10 protein-coding genes are annotated in these 23,284 nt (G+C 61.1%); 3 read left to right on the top strand and 7 right to left on the bottom strand.

Annotation, left to right across the window (positions count from 1 at the left end):
* Nucleotides 1-42: 42 nt before the first annotated feature.
* Genes brxL through WFP78_RS08020 form a run of 7 tightly spaced genes read right to left on the bottom strand, consistent with a single transcriptional unit; the run spans nt 43 to nt 13,718 of the window.
* Nucleotides 43-2,118 carry a BREX system Lon protease-like protein BrxL gene (gene brxL / locus WFP78_RS08050; protein WP_336960475.1) on the bottom strand — a complete coding sequence of 692 codons (2,076 nt, stop codon included), beginning with the start codon at nt 2,116-2,118 and terminating at the stop codon, nt 43-45.
* 7 nt (nt 2,119-2,125) lie between these two features.
* Entirely contained in the window at nt 2,126-4,633 is a 2,508-nt protein-coding gene (pglZ, locus tag WFP78_RS08045) for a BREX-1 system phosphatase PglZ type A (protein WP_336960473.1), read from the bottom strand.
* Complete coding sequence (pglX, locus tag WFP78_RS08040) at nt 4,626-8,075, bottom strand: BREX-1 system adenine-specific DNA-methyltransferase PglX (protein WP_336960471.1); 3,450 nt, start codon at nt 8,073-8,075, stop codon at nt 4,626-4,628. Before pglX ends, pglZ begins: the two co-directional genes overlap by 8 nt.
* Entirely contained in the window at nt 8,075-11,614 is a 3,540-nt protein-coding gene (brxC, locus tag WFP78_RS08035; RefSeq protein WP_336960469.1) for a BREX system P-loop protein BrxC, read from the bottom strand. The genes pglX and brxC overlap by 1 nt, the downstream gene beginning before the upstream one ends.
* 3 nt (nt 11,615-11,617) lie before the next feature.
* The gene (locus WFP78_RS08030; RefSeq protein ID WP_336960467.1) at nt 11,618-12,220 is read right to left on the bottom strand and encodes a DUF1788 domain-containing protein; all 603 of its coding nucleotides are present in this window, start codon (nt 12,218-12,220) and stop codon (nt 11,618-11,620) included.
* 2 nt (nt 12,221-12,222) lie between these two features.
* A complete protein-coding gene (locus WFP78_RS08025) occupies nt 12,223-12,798 on the bottom strand; it encodes a DUF1819 family protein (protein ID WP_336960465.1) in 576 nt (191 codons plus the stop codon).
* Nucleotides 12,799-12,833: 35 nt separating this feature from the next.
* A complete protein-coding gene (locus tag WFP78_RS08020; protein WP_336960463.1) occupies nt 12,834-13,718 on the bottom strand; it encodes a WYL domain-containing protein in 885 nt (294 codons plus the stop codon).
* Between the two features lie 130 nt (nt 13,719-13,848).
* Between WFP78_RS08020 and WFP78_RS08015 the strand changes: the two genes are divergently transcribed.
* The 3 genes from WFP78_RS08015 to WFP78_RS08005 are packed head-to-tail and all read left to right on the top strand — an operon-like array spanning nt 13,849 to nt 23,277.
* On the top strand, nt 13,849-16,512 hold the full coding sequence (locus tag WFP78_RS08015; protein WP_336960461.1) for a PD-(D/E)XK nuclease family protein: 2,664 nt from the start codon (nt 13,849-13,851) through the stop codon (nt 16,510-16,512).
* Nucleotides 16,512-19,913, top strand: a complete 3,402-nt coding sequence (locus WFP78_RS08010; protein ID WP_336960459.1) for a UvrD-helicase domain-containing protein — start codon at nt 16,512-16,514, stop codon at nt 19,911-19,913. The genes WFP78_RS08015 and WFP78_RS08010 overlap by 1 nt, the downstream gene beginning before the upstream one ends.
* A 22-nt stretch (nt 19,914-19,935) precedes the next feature.
* Entirely contained in the window at nt 19,936-23,277 is a 3,342-nt protein-coding gene (locus tag WFP78_RS08005; RefSeq protein ID WP_336960457.1) for a DEAD/DEAH box helicase, read from the top strand.
* The last annotated feature ends 7 nt before the right edge of the window (nt 23,278-23,284 follow it).

Raw genomic sequence — 23,284 nt, 5'->3', positions numbered from 1 at the left:
AAGACTGATAATATATCTTATGTTAAATTTCTGATCCTGTGGTCAGGGGTTCTCTACATAGGTGATGTAGAACCCCCGGATCATGCGGTGCTCCTGCATCCGTTCCCCCAGTGAAAAACCGTTCATCTTGCGAGGTGTCGGTTGGAAGATATCCAAGCCGCGGTCCAGAACCATCTTCCAGCCGGTGTCCGCTGTGATGTCGCGTGCATGGAGTGTCCCCGAACCATCAAAGGCCCAGGTGAAATCAACGCCGGTGCCTGTGCAGGCCTCAGCAATCCCGTCCAGGCATTCTCGCTGCTCCTGAATGTTCCCATCGTCCGGAGCCGTGACAAGATGCACAGCGACCTGATCTTCGGGCTGTTTGCGCCGTATCAGCATCTCGATCAGTTCCATCACGTTGCGCGCCTGATGGAACTTCCGGATATAGGGGTCGGTGATGATGATCCGCGTTGAACCATCCGTCCAGGGACCGAAGATCTTGTCGAAGCTGATGCCCTTGCGGTTTTCCGTGAAAACGACATGCCCAGGTTTCGGGGCAACCGCAGAGACAACAGCAGACGCTGCGGAAGCAGCCGTCTTGGAAGCCGGCTCTGCTGCGAGCGCCATAATTTCAGGCCGATCCGAACTCTCATCCACATCATTGGCGGATCGCCGATGGTAGAACTGGGGGAATTCTTCTTCCTCCAGCGTGGTGACAGCACGCTTTGATCCATCCGACGCAATGTAATGGAAATCCGCGGTCTCGAAGGTACTGTCGATCCGCAGGAGCTGGTCCTTCACCCGCTTGCGGCATTCAATCGCAAACCGCAGCAGCTCTTCAACTTCGGCTTCTGTCTCGCCTCCATTCGGGAAAATCAGCTTCAGCAGGCCGGACATGGTCTTGTTGATCGCCGCGCGATCCCGGATGTGAGTCTGAACGGGAACGATGAAGAACCGATCCGGCCGGTGCGAGAAGTCTTCGGCACGCAGATGACGTAGGATTTCGGCCAGATAGTCGACGATGAACCCAAAGCCAGATGTGAACATCTCGCCCCGGATGATATCGACCTCCCATCCAGGGAGATAGGCGTGCAGTCGATCGATAAAGGCGCTGTCGTGAAACTGTGGCGGAAGAGCCTCGAACAGATCAGTATTCTTCAGCATCCATGGGACGTTATGATCGGTATTGCCGACAAAGGCAAAACTGGCTTCAGCGCCCATCGGATTTACCCCGCGCGAGAACTGCTTGTTCGCCATATAGTTCTTCATGATATCGACAAGCGCCTTGTTGGCAGTCTTCTCGCGGCCGGCAAATTCGTCAAAGGCGACGACATCCCAATAGCCAACCAACCCAATCCGTCCATTGGAGTTGTTCACGAAGAGCTTGGGAACAGTAACTTCACCGCCGGATATCAACTGACCATGCGGTGAAAACTCGGAATAGATATGCGATTTGCCCGTGCCTTTGGGGCCAAGCTCAATGAGATTGTAGTTGCGTTCGACGAAGGGGATCAGGCGCAACAATTGCAAAAGCTTTGACCTGTGCCCGAACACGGAGGGATCAAAGCCGATGCTCTGCATCAGAAGATCGATCCATTCCTCGGTGGTGAACTTGTCACGCGTCTCGCGATAGCCGTCATAGTCGACACGGGCGATCTGGATCGGTTTCAGCGTATCGATGATCCATGGAGAGATCCGGCTGTCTTCCGAGAACTCGTACTGCACATCGGCGATGCACCAGATACCCGTTACCAGCAGTTTCGGGTGCGCCTTGACCGTGGCGCTGTCGATCGCAACCCGCTTGATCCCAAGGTTCTCGAACACCGCCTCATAGCCATCAGTCTTTTCGTTCAGCGCCACGCTGACCTGATCGATCACCTTGTAGCGGCCGCGCTCCTTGATCGTCGACTGGACCAGCCCCGCTTCGGAACGATGGACGTAATGTTTGCGCAGGATATCCTTGACCGTCTCGATGCCTGTCGCGATTGAGGCCTCGTCATCGGTCGCGCAGTATTGGCCGAGCAGGTATTCGAGCACATAAGTGGGGACAATGGCGTTCCCCTTCACGGCCTTCACCAGATCCTTGCGGACCACGAAACCGGCAAAATGCTCGTTGATCTTGTCATCAAGGGTCGACATCGGCACCTCAGAAATCGAAATCTGTACTGATCCCGCGTTTCAGCAGCAGCGGCTGCGAAGCGTGATCTTCGAAATGGCTGGTCTTGCCGATGCGCGTTCGCAGCTTCAGGAAGACTGTCTGATTGTTATAGGCGTCTGCCGCCTTGGACAGCAGGAAGCTCCGCGACAGCTCGCGCTCACGCGGGTTCTCAGACGTGAAATCGAATTCCAACTCGGCTTCGTCAGAGATGAGTGCTCCATCGTCAGCAAAGATGGCTGCATGCACCTGCCGGGGCTGCTGCTTGTCGGTCACTGGCTCTGCCTGATAGAAGGTGACCTGGATCTGGCCCGTGGTGATCTGAGCACGGGGTGGCGGAATGATCTGCACCGAAACCTGTCCGACATCCTCCTTACGCTGCTTGCCGACACGCAGGACCGGTAGGACGATCTCCTGCAGGCTCGCCCCGCCATGGACAAAGCGGCTGCCTGATCCTTTGACCCGCAGGCGGTTGATCGAGTTCGGGATCAGAATGTCCTGCTCACCTTCCAGCCCAAGCTGTGCGGCAGAGAACTTCTTCATGCCGCCACTGCTGTTAAGGCCTCGACCGATGACGAAGCGCCGGTTTCGTGTAACGACCTCGCCTTCCGGCTCGCTCAGCGCGAAGCCGCTCTCTTCCAGAGCCTTGTGTTGCCACAAGAAGCCGTGATCGGCGGTGATCAGGATGTTCGAGAAGTTGGCCGAGGTCAGCTTCCGCACCAGCTTCACCAGATCCTCGATGGCAGTCTCTGCCGCAGCGGGGACATTTTCCTCGGTGGTGAGCTTATCGCCAATCGCGTCGATCTGGTTGTGATACAGATAGAGGACATCATGATCTCGGAAGAGGTCTTTGCCCTCCGATGATCCCAGATTCATGAAATCCTTCGTCGCCAGAACCTTTACCCGGTCCCCTGCCCGGCCCGCAGCCAGAGCCTTTTCACGGGCGGCCGCACCCATGGTGCTTTCGCCGTCCAGCAGCACCAGATCATTGTCATCGCGGATCGCCAGTTGCCGATGCGGCAAGAGTGCCGCCATGCCGAGCTGGGTATAGCTGGGCAAGGCCCCGATCATCGGCTTCAGCTCGGCATCAAACCGATTAAGCTTGCGGATCTCGCGCAGCGCCTCTTCGGCCACCTCATAGCGCAGCGCATCCGAGATGATGACGACGACCTTCTGATCCTTGCGTCGGTATTCAGCGGCCTGTTCCCGGTAGAAATCCCCCTGACGTGGAAAGCCTGGAACCGCCCAATCGGTCAGGCGGGCGACCTGATCCTGCCAGGCGTCGTTCAGCTTCAGCACGAAATTCGTGGTGTAGCGGTTCTCGACTGCCTCGTAGAGCGCGGACAACAGTCCTGACTGCCCGCTTTGCTGCATGTGATAGATGAACTTGCGATATAGCTGGTCCAAACGGAACCAGCTTGCGGAATAGCGCTTCACGCCATCGGACAAACTGGTCATCGTCAGGTCGGCCTCGGCCAGGGCCTGCTGGAACTCGGTCGCATAACCAATCGCCTGATAGACATCCGCGTAACGGCCATACCAATGGCTCTGGCGGCGATCGCGCACCCATTTCAGCACATCTGTCGCGGCCAGGCTCTGCTGGGCCAGCCCCTCGACGATGGCGACAACGATCCGTCGGTCCACTTCCTCGAAATGGTCATGCGGCATCAGCTTGCGGAAGTCGCGGGATGCCAGATCATCCCTGATCTTGAGCACATCCTGATAGTCGCCCGAGAGTTTCTCGAACGCCTCACCCCACCGGCGCGAAGCGCTCCAGCGGCGAAACATCAGCGCAGCATCCGTGTTCAGGGCGGCAGCCTCCCCCATGGCGCGCGCCCAGGCGCTGGAAAACAGGGTGATGGCGAAATCCTGAAGATCCTGCTCGGCAGTGGCATAGTCATAGCGCGCCGAAACCTCTTTCCAGAAGAACGCCGCCAGCCCGACCCGATCGATGAGCCGCAGGGCATCATCATGGTCTTCGGCCAGTTCGGCCAGCAACGCCTCGACCACCGTATCCAGATCGCCATCCGCCCCGGCGCAGACTGCCAGCATCTTGCGGCGGACATCGTTCGCGCTTTGCGACGGACGCTCGCGCTCGATCGCGCGCAGCGCTTCCAGCCGCTTGCCGGAACGGTAGAACTCGGCGTGGTCGCGCACGGCGGCTTCATATTTCGCCGGAATGCCGAGATCCGCCACCCAGATCGCCGCCTGATCGGCGCGAAAGACGGCTGTGGCCAGTTGCACGTCCAGCAACCAGTTCTCAGCCATCGGCGGCTCGGGACCATCCTTATAGAGCAGGAACCGCGCCTTCGGCTCCTGCCGCAGCATACGGTATTTCAACCCGAATTCGTTGTTGGCGATCTCGACCTTGGTCACGCCGGGCAGGTCAACCGCATCAAACGCCGCGCGCAAATCGCGGGCGGCGTCATACCAGAAGACGATGCGGTGCCCCTGATCCTCATAAAGCCGCATCAGGCCAGCGGCGATGCGGTCAGTCATCCGCCGCCTCCAGCCCCTTGATCGGCTTCAGCGCGCCGGCGAACAGCGGATAGTTGCGCTTCACCCCGTCATCGAGATCAATGGCGATCTTCTGCTGCGCCATCGGATAGACGACATCGCGTTCCCATTCGGTCAGCTCGGCGATCTGCTTGATGACCGTGGCTGTTTCCTTCTGCGCCTTTGTTTGCTTGGCGGGCGTGGCTGTAGGATCCATGGCTAGCTTTTCCAGCCGGGCGCGTTCGACTTCCAGCTTGTGGATGAACTCGCGCAGATACTGGTTCAGCACGACCGAGACGGTGTCGGGCCGATAGCGGTGCATATAGATCAGCGCATTGAAGCTGCCCTTGGGGCTGGAGAACATCCAGTAGATCGGGCGCTTTTTATAGCGGCGCACATGATAGTCGAAGAAATCCTTGGTGAACCACTTGCGCAGATCCTTGCCGAGCGCCTTTTCGATGAAGGCGAGGTTTTCGCGGAACTTCGCTTCGCCAAAGGTCACGCGCAGGAAGGCGCGGGTGCGGGTGACGATGTCATCGGCGAACCAGTCGGCATCCAGCACTGGAATGACATTGTCGCGGTCGGGGGCGAAACTCGGTTCCGGCACGCGGGCCAGATATTCCTCCACCCCCTCGCCCTGATTGGCGAGGATCAGGCCTGGCGCGTCGAGGCTGTAGCGCCCGAACATGCAGCCCACGGCATAGTGGAGGAATTCGGCCACCGTCTCCTCGCGCAGCCGCGCCTCGCGCTCCTCTTCCGAGGCTTTCACGCCATAGCGATAGGCCGGGTTGCAGGTGAGGGTGATTTCCTCGATCGGCACTTCAGCAGTCAGCTCATCTTGCAAACCATAGGCGTTGATGAAAATGCGGTTATTCTCTTCCTCCAGCCGCTGCATCTCATCGGTCATGCCCTGCCACTGGGCGCGAAGGGTGGCGTAGCTGTCCGCCAGCGTCCCGCCGCGATGCTCGGGCGAGAGCAGCGGGAGCGCTGTGAATTCCCAAGAGGTTTCGTAGGCATCCCAGTCGGCGCGGGAAAGTGAAACACAAGCCGTTGCCGGTTGCTGATCCAGCGTCTTTGAGGAACTTGGCACCGGAACCTTGGACACGTGCCCGCTTTGGAAGTCCAAAGAGGGCGCTAGCATCCCCAGCACAAGCCTCGTGAAGTTGCTATTCAGCAGTCCAAGCGCCACTGGTTCAGGTATGTCTTCGGAAAAGACGCATGGACCGGTCGATTCAAAAATCTGCCCTGCATCAAAGGCCCGAAATGCAGGGGGAGCGCTAGAAACCCTTGTCCATGAGATTCCAGGGCGGAGATAATTTTGGGCGTTCCGGAGATTTGCCTTGGGAAAGTTGCGCAATGCGGTGCCGTTATTCGCCCAATCGATCACGATGTCGTTGTTGCCAAACCATTTTCGAAATGGGCCACCTTTCTGGCAGGGCACCCAACGTTTTGGGGATTGCTCCACTTCGAACCAAAATCTCAAAAAACGCTCATTATCGCCTGTATCAAGTCCCTTTCCGACTGACGCATATGCGGAGAGGAGCTGGCTGCTCTTGAACGCTGCATAAACGCCATCACTGGCCCAATATGCGAGAGGGCTTCCAGGAATGTTTCGGAAATCATCTGGGATCGGTGCGTAGTATTCCGACGTTCTTCGCTTCTCAAGAAATACAAGCCGCTTATCTGCAGATTGTGGTGCATCATTAAGGTTGAAAAAGATGCCGCTACCAGCGTTTTTCTGTTTTTCAATCACAAAGGCTGACGCCTGAGCGACCTTTGAGTTCATTTCTGGGAAGCTGTTATAACCAATCTGACACAGGCTACGCAAAGTTCGCTCCGCCAGCAAGTTATCGCGAAGCATTTCGAAAGATGACAGGAACATCCAATTCTGCATTGTCACCATACCGGAGAACCCGGACTGACAATTCAGTGCTCCGGTCCGTTCGATGAACATCGAAAAAGCATCAGAAAAGCTGTTGGGATACGATTCTTCCGCCCATGCCTTCATGGCTGCATTCATGCCGCCAACACTCATATACGGCGGGTTAGCCACCACCACATGATACTTTGGCGACAGCGCCTCAGCCATTCGCAGCACGGCCACGACACGCTCCTGCACCTCCTTCAGCAGCAGATCGCTGCCGAAGTCCCGCGCCTCCACCATCCGCAGCGTCTCGGCCGGGTCGCGCAGTTTCGGCACGATCAGCGAGCCGAAGTTCTTGGCCTGGTCGAACTGCCCCAACGTCTCGCGTAGCTCGTCGGTGAACAGATCCTTGCCCACCACGGCGGCCACGTCCTGCATCTCGGCCGGCGTGAAGGCCACATCGGACAACACGCAGATGTCCGGCGTCACCGCCATCCGCAGGAACCGCCGCCGCCCCAGCTTTGCCGCCGCCTTCATCGACAGCGCAAAGGCCGCGAGCGCCCCGGCGCGGTCGTCAATCTCGATGCCGGTCAGGTTGTGCTTCAGGATCAGGCCGGGAATCTCGGCCGCGTCATGGCCTTCCTCGGCATAAATCTCAAAGAGCAGGTCAAACGCATAGGTCAGCATATGGCCAGAGCCGCAGGCCGGATCGCAGATGCGGATCTCTTCAGGTCGGGTGATCTTCAGGAAATCCGTCTCTGGTTCTTCCGGCGCTATGTAATACTCCATCTTCGCCGCCAGCTTCGATTGCGGGCGATTGAGCAGCCACAGCCGCCCCAGCGAGTTTTCTACCAGATAGCGGACGATCCAATGCGGGGTGAACAGCTGCGTCGCGGCGGGGATATTCTCCGCCGTGATCTTCTGGTTCTTCTTCAGCCCGGCAAAGACCTGATCCTTCTTTTCGCTGATATAGAACTGATAGAGCCAGCCGATGATCTCGACATCCTGGCAGGCATCTTCCGTCATCACCTCGCGCAGGCGGGCCAGGATGCTGTCCGGCGACAGAAGATCGTCGGGCATCAGCAGTTCGGTATAATCCTCGGCCCGGTCGAGCATATCGGCGCGCTCGAACATATAGGGCATCGCGCCGTGCCATTCGTTGCAGGCATGGATCAGCAGCAGCCGATAAGCTTCCGCCTGCCCGTCATGAGCCGGGCGGGTGCCGTTCAGATATTCGGCGATCTCGGGCCGGGCGCGATCCGGCAGGTTGCCGGCCATCGCCTCGGCCAGGATCTCGGGCCGGGTGGCGCCATCGGCGAGCGAAACAACACGCGGGTTGGTCAGGCCCGTCACATCCATGAAGCGCAGCGCGGTGAAGCGGTTGAACCATGTGTAGGCCGCCTGCTCGATCACTTGGCCACGGTTGCTGTTGGCTGCGGCCTCCAACTTTGCGATCGCCTTGGGGTGTTCACGGCGAGCGGCAGCGCCTTCGTTCAGCACCATGTCCAGCCGGGCAGTGACCTGATCGATCAGCAGATTGCGTGCGCTTTGCGCAAATTTCTTCAGCGCATTGGTATCCATCAGACAATCACTTTCTTGCCCGCGCCGATTGCGGCCAGCAGGGTCTTTTTCATCTCATCAAGGTAGCGGGTCACATCGTCCTCATCTTCGAGATAGGTTTTCGCGAAGGAGACGGTGATCGACTGGGCCTTGATATATTGGGGCTTTGCCGGTGCCGGCGGCACATATGACACAGCCGGGGCTTCGGCCACGTCACCGACAGGTTCGGGCTGGGGCGCGGGAGCCGGCGCTGGTGCAGGCGTCAGTTCGGCGATCCGGGTCAGCGTATCGGCCAGAAGGTTGGAACGCACCTCGGTCGCCTGATGACGCAAGGCCGGGAACAGGGTTTGCGAAGCAACGCCGGATTTCTGCGCAGTAAGCCCATCGCGGATACCCGTCTGCTGCTCTGGCGGTAGCGCGCGGAACTCCGAGGTCTGGGCGATTTTCTCGGCCACCTCGTCAATCGCCGCGATGACGGCGTTGCGCTCAGCCAGAACCGTTTGTTCGATGCGTTCTTTCAGGGCGTAGAAATCCGCCTTCAGTTCCTGAATCGCGGTGCCCTTGAAGCACTGCGGATCGGCAAGAACCCGGCGTAATGTGTTGGCGGCAGAATCTTCGGCAAAGGTAAGGTTCTGGTCCTGCACGGTCAGAAAAGCACGCACCTCATCATAGATGCCCTTCTGCGGTCCGGACATGAAGCTGCGGACCTTGTCGAGGATATCCTCCTTGGCATCCAGCAGCTGATCTTCCTGGCCCACCGAGCCGGTAATGAACCATGTCGCCGGCTGATCGCGCATGCTGTCGAGCAGAGTCCGCAGCGGATCGAGGGCGGCGATAAAGGGGTAGCCGGTCGACTGCTGGCCAAGACCTTCCAGTTCGCTGGTCAGCTTGCGCAACTGCGCCTGCCATTCCGCCCCGAGACTGCGGGCGTCATTGCCCGAGGCGGGCAGATCGAACAGTGCCTGAAACAGCTCGCGCGATTTACGGATCTGAGCTGCGGTGAATTCGATCTGCGGGGAGAGCAGAATATTGCCAAGGGCATGGCTGTTGCGCAGCTGCGGCACGAGGGCATCCCCTTCCAGCAGAGAGCTGTCAGCCCGAGCCTCAAGCTTGCCGCGCGCAACAAGACTCGCAGTCAGACACAGCACCGCAATGGACGGCCAGCCATAAGGTTTGGCTCCAAACTTCTCGACCAAAGCCTTGACCGAGACCCGCGTCCCAAGACGCATCTGGGCCTGAGCATGATTCAGCACGTCCTGCTCGGCTTCGGTCAGACCGCTGCCTTCGCCGCCGAAAAGCCCGCCATCGACACGGCCGGCGCGCCCAAGATCGGCTTCGGTGTAAGTAGCGCCGCGCAGGACAGGCAGGTTGGTATAGACCTTGTCCACCAGCACCTGGAAACCTTTGATCAGCCGTTCTTGCGGGTCTTCGCCGCCGATTTCCAGCTCGGCCCCGCGCACGAAAAGGCGAGCCTCCGCGATCAGACCGCGCAGTCTCTGTACCAGCTCCTTTTCACGCCGCGTATTCTGGTCACGCTTTTCCGCAATGATGCGATCGCGGCCGGGCTGGGCATCGCCGCTTGTGACCTGACGGGCAAATTTTACGGTCTGGAGCCAGAGGACGAGATCGCGCGTGAAGCGCACATCACGTCCAAGCAGGACAACCATCTCATCGCTTGCCATGCTGTTCGAACGAACCACATCCGGCGTGTCGGAATCGTCGCTGAAGGGCGAGACGATATTCACCGAAAGCTCATGCTCCCGGTTCAGGCTGTGCCCGTCGAGCTTGCGGGTGAAAGCATAGTCCACACCCGTGCCAGCATGCTTGATCTTGCCGTGACGGAGGATCGCGCCGAACGCCAGCTCGTCGAGCTGCCGCTCGATCTCGGCGGGATCGACGGCAATTGCCTTGATCTCGGCCTCGACGTCCTTTTCTTCATTGGTGAGGAATTCATAAACTTCACCATTGCGCTGGATCAGCGTCTGGCGTTCCAGAAGCGACAAAGCCTCTTCGATATTGCGGCGCTGCTCGGTCTGGTCCGCCTCGAACCGGGAAAGCAGGAGGATCGATATGTTGCGAGCGGTCGGTTTGAATTCCTTGACGTATTTCACAAGGAACAGCACTTTCAGAACCCGCACGGCGAAATCATCGCCAAGGTTCTTTTCGGCCAGTTGGATCGACTGCTGAACCGATGATTTCAGGGCGGTACGGATCCCCTCGAACATGAGATCAAAGGTCGCAAGGCCTCCGACCGGCGTATCCGCCAGCCGTTTAGCCACTTCCTGAAACACCCCCAGCATCGAGCGTTCGCCGACCGAGCTGTGCTTGCCCTCAAACGCGTTATGCTGGGAGAGGCCCATGATCGCACGCTGGAACAGATCATACTGGTAGTTCGGGAACGGATAGCTCGCGACGAACTGTTCTTTTCCGGAGAAATTCCTGAACTTGAAGGAATTATCGCCAAAATCGAACAAAGTACGCAGGTTGTTCTCCTCAGCATCATAAAGATTGCCAAGGGTAATCTGGCCAGCCTCGGTCTTGGCCAGCAGACGGCGCTGGATGACTTCGGCCACATCCTGAGAGTTCAGCGGCATTCGGTTGGCGAAGCGCGCCTGGATTTTCGAAAAATCATTCTCCTGCTGCGCCGTCAAATCGCCGATGACCGAACCCATGTCCTGCTGGGCGGTGACAACAATCCAGGCCTGCCCGTTGCACTTGGTGTTCAGACTTTCGGCAATGGTCTGCAGGTTCGTCATCAGTTTGACGTTGTCGGCGATATACTGCCCCACCTCATCGACGAAGAAGTTCAGCCGGAACTTCGGTCCCTGCGCATCGATCCACGACTTCACCATATTGGCAAAATCTTCGATCGAGACCTTCGTATCCTTGCGATACTGGCCAAGAATATCCTTGACCTCATCGCCCGTGACCTCCGCGAACGCCGCAGCAATGTGCTTGCCTTCCATCAGCGCCTGCTCACGCCCACGCTCCCAAGGCTTGCCAGAAGACCGCATGAAGGCCGCCTTGAAGGCATCAAGTTTGCCGCGGCTGTCCAGATCACGCTCGAACTGCGCGATATGCGGGAGCTTGCCATAATAGCCGCACATCTCGTCAAAGACCTTCTGGAAGACCGCCAGAAGTGCATCGACATCCGTCTTCGAGATCACATCCGCCTTTTGGTCGATATTGAACAATACCGACCGGGATGGAATCGACACCGCCTTGCGCAAGGCCCCCGCCAGCATCGGATTGCCCGCGAGCTTGCGCTCAAAGATTTCGATGGCGCGTTGCCCCTCGACCTCGTCGTTCTCCAGAAGAAGAGCGAGCATTTTCAGCAGGTGAGATTTCCCCGATCCGAAGAAGCCGGAAATCCACACCCCGTTCGCGGTATCGTAATTGTTGTAGGCGTCGAGGAATTGCTCCAGTCGGGCGCCGATCTCGTTGGTGATGACATATTCATCGAGCTCGGTCAGGAGGCTTTCCTTGTCATCAGCCTTGATTACCCCGTCGATCGAACGGTCGACCGGTTTGGCAAAGATATCACGCAGGAGAGTAGCCATCGGTCAGACCTCGTAATTCATGATATTGAACGCGCGGTAGTATTTGTCGTCGTGCAACACGCCGAACAATTCCAGCGATGCCCCGGTCGCCAACGCATGGGTGTATTTTCCCGGAAAGAACATGACCGTCGGCCGGTCCTTCGCGGTGCTTTGCAAGTTGTTGAGCACGTTGTGCGATCGCAGGTAGGGGTAAACCTCACCAACGCCTGACAGGAAGATCACATCGTGTGGGGCTTCTTCAATTCGCCGCGCGATCTCCGGAATGAGATGTGCCTGCGGGTCCAGAACCCCTTGCAACAGCTCCTTGAGCTCCGACTTTTCGGTCTCGGCTTCAACCTCAAGAATCTGCTCAAATATGCCCCGGCCCTCGAGGATACTGAGGGAAAGGGCATAGAGGTCGATATCAAGCACTCGCACACCGGCATGCCCCAACCGGGCGATCAGATCCTCGCGATCCTCGCCCAGGCTCAGCCCGTCTTCGGCATCAAATGCGCAGATGAAAAAGGGAACCTCGTTGCCCAGCCCTTGCTTTTGCAAGAACCGTTCACTGGAAACTACCCTGAATAGATGCTCGGCGCGGGCGCGCCGATCGGTTCTTGTGCTCACAATCACCCCCCATTTCCGGGAAAGATTCGCAAATCCGCCGGATTACTTTCCTCAATCAGCCGCTTTATGCGCCCCGACAACCAAATCGGCTGAATTCTGCCCTCGACACTTCTCAAACCGGCTTCACGCAAAATCCGAAACAAGACCTGACGCAATTTCGCGCAGGTTGATGGTGAGAGCTCGGCGAGGCCAGGATCACTCTCCGCTTTCTCCGCGAGAAAGCGGTCAAAAACCTCATGACCCAGGTCAAGCCGCCAGGATTGGTAGCGCTCGTTGATCACCTCGACAGCGAATTCGCGGACAAAACGATAGGTCCGGCAGACCGCCAGCCACATCATCGCCTGCTGCTCGGCGCGGTCAGCCTCTGCCGACAGGTAATGGCGTTCGGCATCGGAGAGATGACCTATGCGGTCGTACACTTCGCGAAGCGCGCGGGTTTGCGAGGCCAATTTGGGCAAGGAAGACGCGCCCTGGGCCAGCAAGCGCTCACGAGCACACGCCCAGGTCTCGCCGGGTCGATAAGCCTGGGCGATCACTAGGCTCTCATTGAGCATCAGCCCGCCCACACCAAAGGACATTCGGTATCTTCGATATTTTGGGCTTTTACCCAAGATCACAGCGCGAACTCCGCCCTTTCCAAGGCCGCGACAGTCTCATCTCTGTTGACCACCACGATATGCTGGCTGCGGGCGGGTAGCTGGGCGGCGTCGCCCAAAAGGCCGAGGCGCTTCAGCACATAAAACAGCATCGCGTAGCGGACGGTCAGCACGGCCGAGCCGCCCGCCATCCCATAGTCCTTTGCGACTACCGCCTTCTGGCTTTCTGTGAGGTCGGGATGCGGACCGATCTCGATGCCAAAGCGCTTCTGCCAAAGAGCGTCCTGATCGGCCGGCGCACCAGCCTCTTCCAACTCGCCTACATCAAGGATGCGCGGCAGGAGAAAGTCTTTGAACTTGGCGGTGATGTGACAGTAGCCGCGCACATGCCAGCGAAAGCCGTCATAGCCAAAGGCATGCGGCGTAATGCGCCGCCAGATCGGATCGGGCCGATCTCTGCTCATCGACTGATAGTGGATATCGACCGATCGCACGTCACGCACCGCACCCAATATGGTGCGCAGCACCTTGGCGTTGATGTCGCGGCGGGGTGTTAGCGCGATATCGGTATCGGGCACCTGGGTAATCCAGGATTCGCCCAGTTCGATCAGCCCCTCGGCGACCGAGCGCAGGCGCGACAGATAACCATAGGGATCGGGTTTCAGGAAAATGGGCTCGAAATCCGGGCCCGCCACATAGCGACGGGCACTCTTGTCATAGAGCGCATTGTGCGGTGCGCGCTCCTGGTAGAGCGTCAGATCCTTCGATGCCTGCGGCACCGACACGTCGAACATTTCGATGATGTCCGAGCGGTTGACGCCGCCCTCCCAGAACAGCCGGAACTCGATGAACTCGAGGCGGCGTTCCACGCCCCACTTCAGCGCTGGCCCCTCGCTGGTCATCTGGTTCCGTTCCTTTACATCACGAGGGGATAAAAACTATATGGACATATCTGCAATGCCCGTATAGTTTGTATCTACATGGTGGAGTCGCGTCAAGCGGAACCGGCGAATCAATAGGAGATAGTTGGCGGTGAGCACCAATCCTAATCGGCGCACGATCGTCGCACATGGCCGTTTGGCGATGCGCGAACTGCGCCTCGACGCCGCCCGGCAGCGGCTCCACGGCTTGCAGATCCTCTCGTTCGAGCAGCTCGCCGTCCGGCTGGCTGGCGGCTTCACGCGGCCCATTGACGACGAGAGCCTGCGTACCGCGATCCAGGTAGCCTTACCGGCGACGCCTCTGGGAGAACTGGACGGCATCAAGCTGCTCCCGGGAATGGTCGATGCCGCAGCCGATACGCTCCACAAGGTCTGGCGCTCAGGGATAGACCTGGCCGCGCGCGCCCATGAGCATCCGCGCCTCGAATCGATTGCGCGCCTCGAAGCGGCCGTACAGGAGCAGCTGGCGCCCGGGATGATGCGCCCCACTGACCTGGTGTCGGCGGCGCTGAAGCGCCTGGCGCATGCCCCGGCGGTCCTCGGTTCCGTTGAGATTGTTGGTATCACCGAGCTTTCGCCCAGCTGGCGTCCGCTTCTGGCGGCGCTTGCGACGCATGTGCCTGTCGCATGGGTCGCGGGACCGCGCCCCGTCCCGGAATGGCTTGCCGCCACCGATGTGGCTATTCGCCGCTCGGATGCACTGGCACCCGAGCAGCACATGGTCAGCGCAGCCACCGGCTATCACGAAGCGGTCGAGGCGATCCGCTGGGCGCGCGCGCTCATGGTGTCAGAGGGCGTCGATCCGGCCGATATCGCCATCGCCGCAGCGTCGACCGCCGACTATGACGATCACTTCCTTGCCTTGCGCGCGGATGCCAATTTGGACCTCCATTTCGTCCATGGCATCAAAGTCACCACCACCCGCGACGGTCAGGCCGCCGCAGCGCTTGCCGATATTCTGATCCGCGGGTTCTCGCAGACCCGCATGCGCCGGCTCGCGGCTCTTTGCCGATCGGAAACCGGCCCGTTCCAGTCGTTGCCGCAGGGGTGGCTGCGCGTGCTGCCCGCCGATGCGCCGTTGGCCTCTCTCGGCGCCTGGGATCGGCTGCTCGGTCGCCTCACGGCTGCGGATTGGCCCGACGAGCAGGACCACACGCCGACCTTGCGCGGGATCGTCGATCTGCTCGCCAAGGGGCATGAGGCAGCCGACGAGGTCGGCGCTGCATTCCTGACAGGCCGTGCGCTCTCGATCTGGCGCAAAGCGCTGCTCGCTGGCCCTTCGGTGTCGCTCGATGCGACGCTCGAAAATCTGAAGCAGGACGACGGCCTTGAGGCCTGCGTGTCGCCGGCATGGATGCCCGCGAGCGCGCTTGCGGCATCACCGCGTCGCTATGTGCGCCTCATCGGACTCAACTCCTCGCGCTGGCCGCGCGGGATCTCCGAAGATCGCCTCATCTCCGACCATATCATCCCCACCGCTGAACTTGATCCGCTGCCGATCGGCGCGGCGGACCGGCGCGATTTCGAGACCATCCTGGCGACAACCGAGACTGAGGTCACATTGTCGCGTGCGCGGCGCGACAGCGAGGGGCGCCTGCTCGGCCGGAGCGCATTGCTCGGGCCAGTCGCGGAAGAAATCTACATCGGCCGTAACGCCGTCCCCGCACACGCCTTCAGCGAGACCGACCGCCTGATGGCGCGGCCAGATGAGTTCGCGGGCGACAGCCAAGCCGCCAGTGCGCTCACCACCTGGCGCAACTGGCATCGCAAGGAAATCACGCCGCACGACGGACTGGTTCGCGCAGACCACCCGCTGCTGCTCGACATCCTCGCACGGGTGCAGTCGGCAAGCTCGTTGAAGCTGCTCCTGCGTAGCCCGCTGGGCTTCGTCTGGCGCTATGGAATGCGCTTGCAGATGCCCGAGAGCGGCACGGACCCGCTGGTGCTCGACGCGCTGGCGATGGGCGACCTCGTCCACATGACCCTCGACCTTGCGCTTCAGGATCTGGAAGCGAATGGCGGCCTCGCCAACGCCGGCGATGCCCAGATTACTGCCGCTATCGAAGCCGCCGCTGCGAATGTTGCAGGCGTCTGGGAAAGCGAGCGGGCAGTCCCGCCGCCGGTCATCTGGCGGCGCACGCTTGACGATGCCCGCACACTTGCAGAACGCGCGCTCACATATCGCGGTGAGCATCTGGAGGGCGCTCGTTCCTACGGCGAAGTCGCCTTTGGCGGCGCTACGCCCAAGACCGGCGCCGACAGCCCATGGGATGCAGCAACCCCGGTCGCGATCTCCGAAACCGGTTTTGCCATCAAAGGCTATATCGACCGGCTCGATCTCTCGGGCGATGGCACGCGCGCGCTTGTTCGCGACTATAAAACTGGTCGACCGCCCAAGGATGACATCAGCATCGACGGCGGCCGCGAATTGCAGCGCTGCCTCTATGCCTTCGCGGTCAAGGCTCTCCTGGGCGCCGACATGTCGATCAGCGCCTCGCTGCTTTATCCGCGCGCCGAGGTCGACCTTCAGCTCGCCGATCCCGAAGCGACGCTTGGTGAGCTGACCGGCTATCTCCAGTCAGCCAGCACCAGCTTGAGCGCAGGCCATGCGCTGATTGGGCCGGACACTGGCGGGGCTTACGACGATCTCGCCTTCGCGCTGCCCGCCAACGCCGGCGCCACCTACTGCAAACGCAAGACACCGGCTGCCACCGACCTCCTCGGGGACGCCGCTCTGGTCTGGGAGGCCCAGTAATGACTGCCGCTCTGAATACACTGCGGGATGACGCCGCCCGCCACACAGCGATCAGCAACCATGACCAGTCGCTTCTCGTGGAAGCCGGTGCAGGATCGGGCAAGACCGCCGTCATGGCGGGCCGGATCGCGGCCATGTTGGCGGAAGGCGCGCCCCCGAAGTCGATCGCGGCGGTGACTTTCACCGAACTGGCCGCAAGTGAGCTTCTTGTGCGTGTCCGCGACTTCGTGAGCGAGCTTGTTGCGGGCACGATCCCGACCGAACTCAAGATCGCTTTCCCCGATGGGCTTTCCGAGCAGCACAAGGCGTATCTCGAAGCAGCAGCGGCGCATATCGATGAGATCACCTGTTCGACCATTCACGGCTTTTGCCAGCGACTGATCAAGCCCTATCCGGTCGAGGCGAATATCGATCCGGGCGCGAGCGTCATGGACCGCAATCAGGCCGATCTCGCTTTTATCGAGATCGTCGATGCCTGGCTGCGCGACCGCCTTTCCGGCGCCGAGGGTGGTCTCATTGCCGAGATGGTGCTCCATAACCCTGACGAGACTGTCGGCCTCATCCACCGGATCGTCGACAATCTGCGCAAGCGACGTACCGTCGCCCCCCCGGGGACGGAGGCGCTTGCCCCGCATCTCGCCGCGTTTCGGGCAGCGACCGCGGACTTCGGCGAGTTCATCCGCACCGCGCCGGCCGTCGAGGAAGAAACGGCGCTCTTCGCCGAACACTTCGCCGGAATGGCTGATACCCTTGAAGGCGGGCCGGCCGTTGATATGCCTGCCGGTCTCGTCCGTCTACTGACCACGCCGCCGCATCCTGATCTTTTGACCGGCAAGGGCACGTTCCTCGTATTCAGGAAGAAGGGCAAATGGGTCGAGGCGGCCAAGCGTGAAGGGCTCGCCAAGGCTGACGGCGAGCGGCTCAATCTCGCAGCGGAAGCTGCCTATTCGGCGTGCTGCGTAACCTGGCAGGCGCTCATGCAGAATGTCGCGAGCCGCGTCCTTGCCGACCTCATCGGTGAGGTGCGCCCGGTGCTCGATCATTTCCGCGACTATAAGCGATCCGCCGCGCTGCTCGATTTCGACGATCTGATCTTCGCGGCGCGCGATCTCCTGCGTGACCATGATGATGTGCGCCGTGCGCTCGCCGCCCGCTTCTCGAAGGTGCTGGTCGACGAGTTCCAGGACACCGATCCGATCCAGACCGAAATTTTCTGGCGCCTGTGCGGTGAACCGCCGGAGGCCGGAGCGATCGGCGATTGGGCCAGTTTCACCATCCGGCCCGGCGCGCTTTTTCTGGTGGGCGATCCCAAGCAGGCGATCTACCGTTTCCGCGGCGCTGACGTCTTGGCCTATGTCCGCGCCCGCGATGCGTTCATCGCCCAGGACGAGGAAAGCGTCCTGTCGATTTCGACCAACTTCCGGTCCTGCGCTCCGATCCTGACGTTCGTGAACGAGCGGTTCGAGGGGCCGCTCTCCAGCGACGGCCAGCCCGGCTTCACCGCGCTTGACCCTTTTCATGCCGATCGCGGCGATGCCCTGTGCATTGCGGCGCTGGATGTCGCGGTCGCCGGCGAGGATGGCAAGGCGTCAGCCGAGCAGCAGCGCGATGCCGAGGCCGAAGCCGTCGCGCAGATGTGCGCGAAGCTCATCGGCAGCGAGATGATCCTTGACCGCCGTTCGGGAGCCGGCCGCCTGTGCCGCCCGGGCGACATTGCCTTGCTCGCGCCCACCGGCAGCGACCTTTGGCGTTATGAGGAAGCCCTGGAGCGCTATGGCATCCCGGTCGCGACTCAGGCCGGCAAGGGCCTGTTCCGCCGCCAGGAAATTCAGGATCTCATCGCGCTCACCCGTGTCCTCGCCGACCGGCGCGATACGCTGGCGCTGGGCGCACTGCTGCGCGGGCCGCTCGTCGGGCTCACCGAAGAGCAATTGCTCGATATCATCTGGGCGCTACCGCGTGCCGAGGATGCGCCGGACAAACTGCCCCGTCTCGACCTTGGCGTCGATCCGGCGGACATCACGCATCCGCTGGCCCGCGCGACGATCGAGAAGCTCCAGGCGCTATACCGCCAGACCAATAACACGACGCCGCACGAGCTTCTTTCTCAGGCGATCGATGCGCTGCGGGTGCGGCCCATCCTGCTGGCGCGCCATCGCGGTCAGGCCGAGCGCGCGCTTGCCAATGTCGATCTCTATCTGAGTCTCACCTCGGCGTTCGCGGTCCGCGGCCTGCGCGCCTTCGCCGAGACGATGACGGCGGCCTCGACCGACGAGGCGCGTGCGGTCGAGGGGCGACCGGACGCGCAGGAAGAAGCGGTCGCGCTCTACACCATGCACGCGGCCAAGGGGCTGGAATGGCCGATTGTCGTGCCCATCAATACGATGACGGCCATCAAGGCACCCGATAGCGCCGTCACTGATCGCGATAGCGACACCTTCTATTGCCCGGTCTTCGGGGTGAAGCCGGCGGGCTATGAAGAGGTGCTCGACGCTGAGAAAGCCGAACTCGACCGCGAACGCATCCGTCTCTGGTATGTCGCAGCCACCCGTGCCCGCGAACTGCTGGTGCTGCCGCGTCTCGATGCCGCACAGTCCAAGTCCGCATGGATTTCGCTGGTCGATCTGTCGCTGGTCGATCTGCCCGCGCTCGATCTCTCGCACCTGCCCGAAGAGATGGGTGCGGCAGCGGCACAAGCAGTCAACGTCCAGACGCGCGAAGGCTTTGCCGCCGAAGCGGCCGCAATCCTCGACAAGCGCCATCACCTCGTCTGGCTCGCGCCGAGCCGCGATGAAAGCCAAGCCGGGCCGGTGCTGACGCCCGAGACGGTCGAGATCTGGGCGGCAGCCGATGATGGGCAGCCCGATGACGAAGGGCCGGTGCTGAGCGTTCAGGGTGGGCGCGAACGCGGGCTCATCCTCCACAAGCTACTCGAAGAAGTGCTAACGGGCGAGACCGATGCCGGTGAGGCGGCGCTGATCGATCGGGCTCGAGCCTTGATCCTGGAAATCGGCAAGCCGGTGATGGACGATCCCGCCCAGGGCCTGACGCCCGGCGAACTCGCCGGCTGCGTGGTGCGGACGCTAGGCTTGCCTGAAATCGCCGAGCTGCGCCCCAGCCTGGTGCCTGAACTGACCGTCTATGCGGCGGTTGAGGTCGAGGGGGTCGAGCAGGCGACGGTCGGCATCGCCGATGCGACCGGCTTCGACGGCCAGGGCAAACCTTCTGTCGTGATCGACTGGAAGAGCGATGTGCAGCCGACCGCGGCGACGATCGAGCACTATCGCGCTCAGGTTCGCGCTTATCTCGACATGACCGGCACCGAGCGGGGGCTGATCGTGCTGGTAACATCCGGTCAGGTGATCACCGTCAACCCAACCCCGGCAGCCGTCGCGGCCTGAAGCGCAGGGAGGCAAGGAAGCGATGCTGAAGCGAACGACGCCCAAGCAGCCCGACCAGGACGATCTGTTCAGCGAAGAGGTATCGCTTCTTCTGCCCGCCCGCTTGGCGCTCGAAGGCAAGATCCTTGGCAGCGCGGTGCGCCAGCAGGCAGTGCCTGCGGCCGAAACCGCATGCCGCCTCCGACCTTTTACGGTTCGCCGGGTTCACGGCTTTGAGGCTCTACTGAAAAGCGGCGCGACACTGAAAATCATCAGCGCCAAGACGGCAGCCGCCCTTGACGCTGATCTTCTCCTGCTCGTGCCGGATGCCAAGACGCCAGGGGACATCAAGGCAGCGCTGCTGCGCGGTGAAGGGCGCTGGGTCGGGTCGAAGCCGATCGATCCGACCGAGTTGAGCGCGAAGGAAATGGCCGAGCGCCTCGCCGGTGTGATGCTGTCGTGGGACGACGCGCTGCATTTGCGCGAGGGGCGTCCGGCGGCCGACGGCAAGCCCGCGTATCCCGGACTGCGCCGCCCGCAGATCGGCGCGCTCCATGCAGCGCTTGCGCACGCTACCCGCTCGACAGATCCCGCGACGATCGTGATGCCGACAGGCACGGGCAAGACCGAGACGATGCTGGCGCTCAACGCCCGCCAGCGGTTCGACCGCTTGCTGGTGGTGGTCCCGACCGATGCGCTGCGCGAACAGATTGCTGCCAAGTTCGAGACGTTCGGCGTGCTCAAGAGGCAAGCCTGTCTCGATGAGGAAGCGCAATTTCCCGTCGTGACGCGGCTCGCGCATATCCCGGCATCGATCGCCGAGGTCGATCAGATCTTCGATAGCGCCAACGTCGTCGTGACGACCATGCACATTGCCGGGCGCGCGGAGGCGCCGGTGCAGGAGCATATGGCCGAGCGGTCCGCGGCGCTCTTCATCGACGAGGCGCATCATATCGGGGCGCGAACCTGGAAGGCCTTTCGCGGCCTCTTTGTCGAACGCAATCCGCCGATCCCGGTGGTTCAGTTCACCGCCACCCCGTTTCGCGAGGACGGCGGCCGCGTAGATGGCGAGTTCATCTACACCTATCCGCTGAAGAAGGCGCAGGCAGAAGGTTACTTCAAGCCGATCCGCTTCGAGGCCGTGTTCGGCCTCGATCAACCCGACGCCGATCAGGCCATCATTCACAAGCTCGGCGACGTGCTTGCCGCTGATCTGGAAGCCGGCCTCAACCATCTGGCGATGGCCCGCTGCAACACGATCGAGCGGGCCAAACAGCTCCACGCCCTCTACGCGGCGATCTATCCGGAATATCGGCCGGTGATCGTCCATAGCCAGCAGTCCTTGAAGGACCGGCGTGCCAACCTGGCTGCGCTACGCAGCTTCGAGAGCCGGATCATCATCTGCGTCGATATGCTAGGCGAAGGCTTCGACCTCCCCGAACTGAAGATCGCGGCCCTTCACGATCATCACAAGAGCGTCGCCGTCACAATCCAGTTCGTCGGCCGTTTCACGCGCCAGGATCCAACACTCGGCGACGCCACGGTGATTGCCAACACCGGTGTTGATGATGTCGATCGCTCGCTGGCCAAGCTCTATGCCGAAGATGCCGATTGGAACGCGCTGGTCGAGGCGCTCAGCTCGGCCAAGATCGAGCGTCAAGTCCGTCGTGCCGAGATGTTCAAGGGGTTCTCCGGCGACCTGAGCGACATCCCGCTTCAGACCCTTGAGCCTAAGATGAACGCGGTCCTTTACCGGACGTCATGCGAGGCCTGGGATCCCTTCGCCGCCGAGGAACTCTACAACCCCGGCACCTATCTCGGTATGAAGCTCAATCAGCACAAGCGGGTCGCGATCTTCGTCACCCGCGCCGAGGAGCAGGCCCGCTGGACCTCGGCCCAACAGGCGGTGAATGTCACCTGGGATCTGCATATGATGCACTGGGACCGGACCACCGGCCTCCTTTACATCAGCAGCTCGGCCAAGGGGCCGTTCGACCGGCTCGCCAAAGCGGTCTGCGGCGATGGGACGCGCCGTGTGGAGGGCGAGGAAGTGTTCCGCAGCCTCCATGGTTTCAAGCGCCTCATCCTCCGCAATCTGGGGCTTACCCACCATCAAGGGCGCGGCGTGCGCTACTCGATGTATATGGGCGTGGACGTCGCGGACGGGCTCGACAGCGCCAAATCCCAGTCGCGGATCAAGAACAACATCTTCGCCACCGGTTTCCTAGACGGTATGCCCGCCTCGCGTGGTTGTTCGGCCAAAGGCAAATTCTGGTCGAGCGCGAAGGTTCATGATCTGACCGACTGGGTGGACTGGTGCCAGGATGTCGGTCGCACGGTGAACGATCCCAGCATTACCACCGACGGCGTCTTCAAGAGCGCGATGCGCCCACGCCAGATCAACCAGCGGCCGGCCGTGCCGCCGGTCGCCATCCACTGGCCGGAATCGCTGATCACGCAGATCGAGGAGCGGATCGAGATCTCGTTCGGCGATGTGGCGGTGACGTTTGCCGAATGCGACATTGAGTTGCTCGACAATGCCCGCACCGGGCCGCTGCGCTTTGCCGTGCGCAGCGATGACCATTCGGCTGAGTTCGAGATTGTCTTTAGCGACGGTCATGCCCGCTATCCCCAGCGCGCCGGTCCCAAGGCCACCATCAAGGTCGGCAGCAAAGTTCAGACCCTCTCGGAATCCTTCGGCGAGGACTCGCCTCAGATCGATTTCGGCGATGGCTCGCTGCTCATCTACAGCCATCTCTACACCCTGCCCGAGGGCGAGACGATCGAACCCTATCCGGCTGCCCGGATCGAGGCATGGGATTGGTCGAAGGCCAATATCCGGGTCGAATCGCAAGGCACCGGAAAACGTGCGGATTCGGTCCAGCGCAACGTCATCGAGATGCTGATGGCCGACCCTGACCCCTATGACGTGATCTTCGACGACGACGGCAAAGGGGAGATCGCTGACGTGGTGGCGCTGCGGATCACCGACACCGTGGTGTCCGTGACCTTGTACCACTGCAAATATTCAGGAACAGACACCCCGGGCGCACGTCTCGGCGACCTCTATGAGGTGTGCGGGCAGGCCCAGAAGTCGGCCCGGTGGCGCGACCGCCCTGGCCGCATGCTTCAGCACATGCTGAGGCGCGAGAAGATGCGCCGGGATCGCGGCGAGAGCTCGCGGATCGAACAGGGTTCAGCCGCTGGGATCAAGAAGCTGAAGGTGGGCTGGCAGGATCACCGCTTCGAGTTCGATGTCCGTATCGTGCAACCCGGGCTTTCGCGGAAGGCGATTGGCGAAGAAGGCTTGCATCTCCTCGCCGGGGTCGAGACCTATCTTCTTGAGACCCGCGCCATGCGATTGAAGGTCATCGGGAGCGCGTAGGTTCTTC

Source organism: Sphingobium aquiterrae (assembly GCF_037154135.1).
GTDB lineage: Bacteria > Pseudomonadota > Alphaproteobacteria > Sphingomonadales > Sphingomonadaceae > Sphingobium > Sphingobium aquiterrae.
Note: the sequence above shows the minus strand (reverse complement) of the source record. Positions and strands in the feature narration are given on the sequence as shown.

Coding starts and splice junctions, on each gene's coding strand:
- WFP78_RS08005 (WP_336960457.1), top strand. CDS start 19,936: ATGCTGAAGCGAACGACGCCCAAGCAGCCCGACCAGGACGATCTGTTC.
- WFP78_RS08010 (WP_336960459.1), top strand. CDS start 16,512: ATGACTGCCGCTCTGAATACACTGCGGGATGACGCCGCCCGCCACACA.
- pglZ (WP_336960473.1), bottom strand. CDS start 4,633: ATGACTGACCGCATCGCCGCTGGCCTGATGCGGCTTTATGAGGATCAG.
- brxL (WP_336960475.1), bottom strand. CDS start 2,118: ATGTCGACCCTTGATGACAAGATCAACGAGCATTTTGCCGGTTTCGTG.
- pglX (WP_336960471.1), bottom strand. CDS start 8,075: ATGGATACCAATGCGCTGAAGAAATTTGCGCAAAGCGCACGCAATCTG.
- brxC (WP_336960469.1), bottom strand. CDS start 11,614: ATGGCTACTCTCCTGCGTGATATCTTTGCCAAACCGGTCGACCGTTCG.
- WFP78_RS08020 (WP_336960463.1), bottom strand. CDS start 13,718: ATGACCAGCGAGGGGCCAGCGCTGAAGTGGGGCGTGGAACGCCGCCTC.
- WFP78_RS08025 (WP_336960465.1), bottom strand. CDS start 12,798: ATGTCCTTTGGTGTGGGCGGGCTGATGCTCAATGAGAGCCTAGTGATC.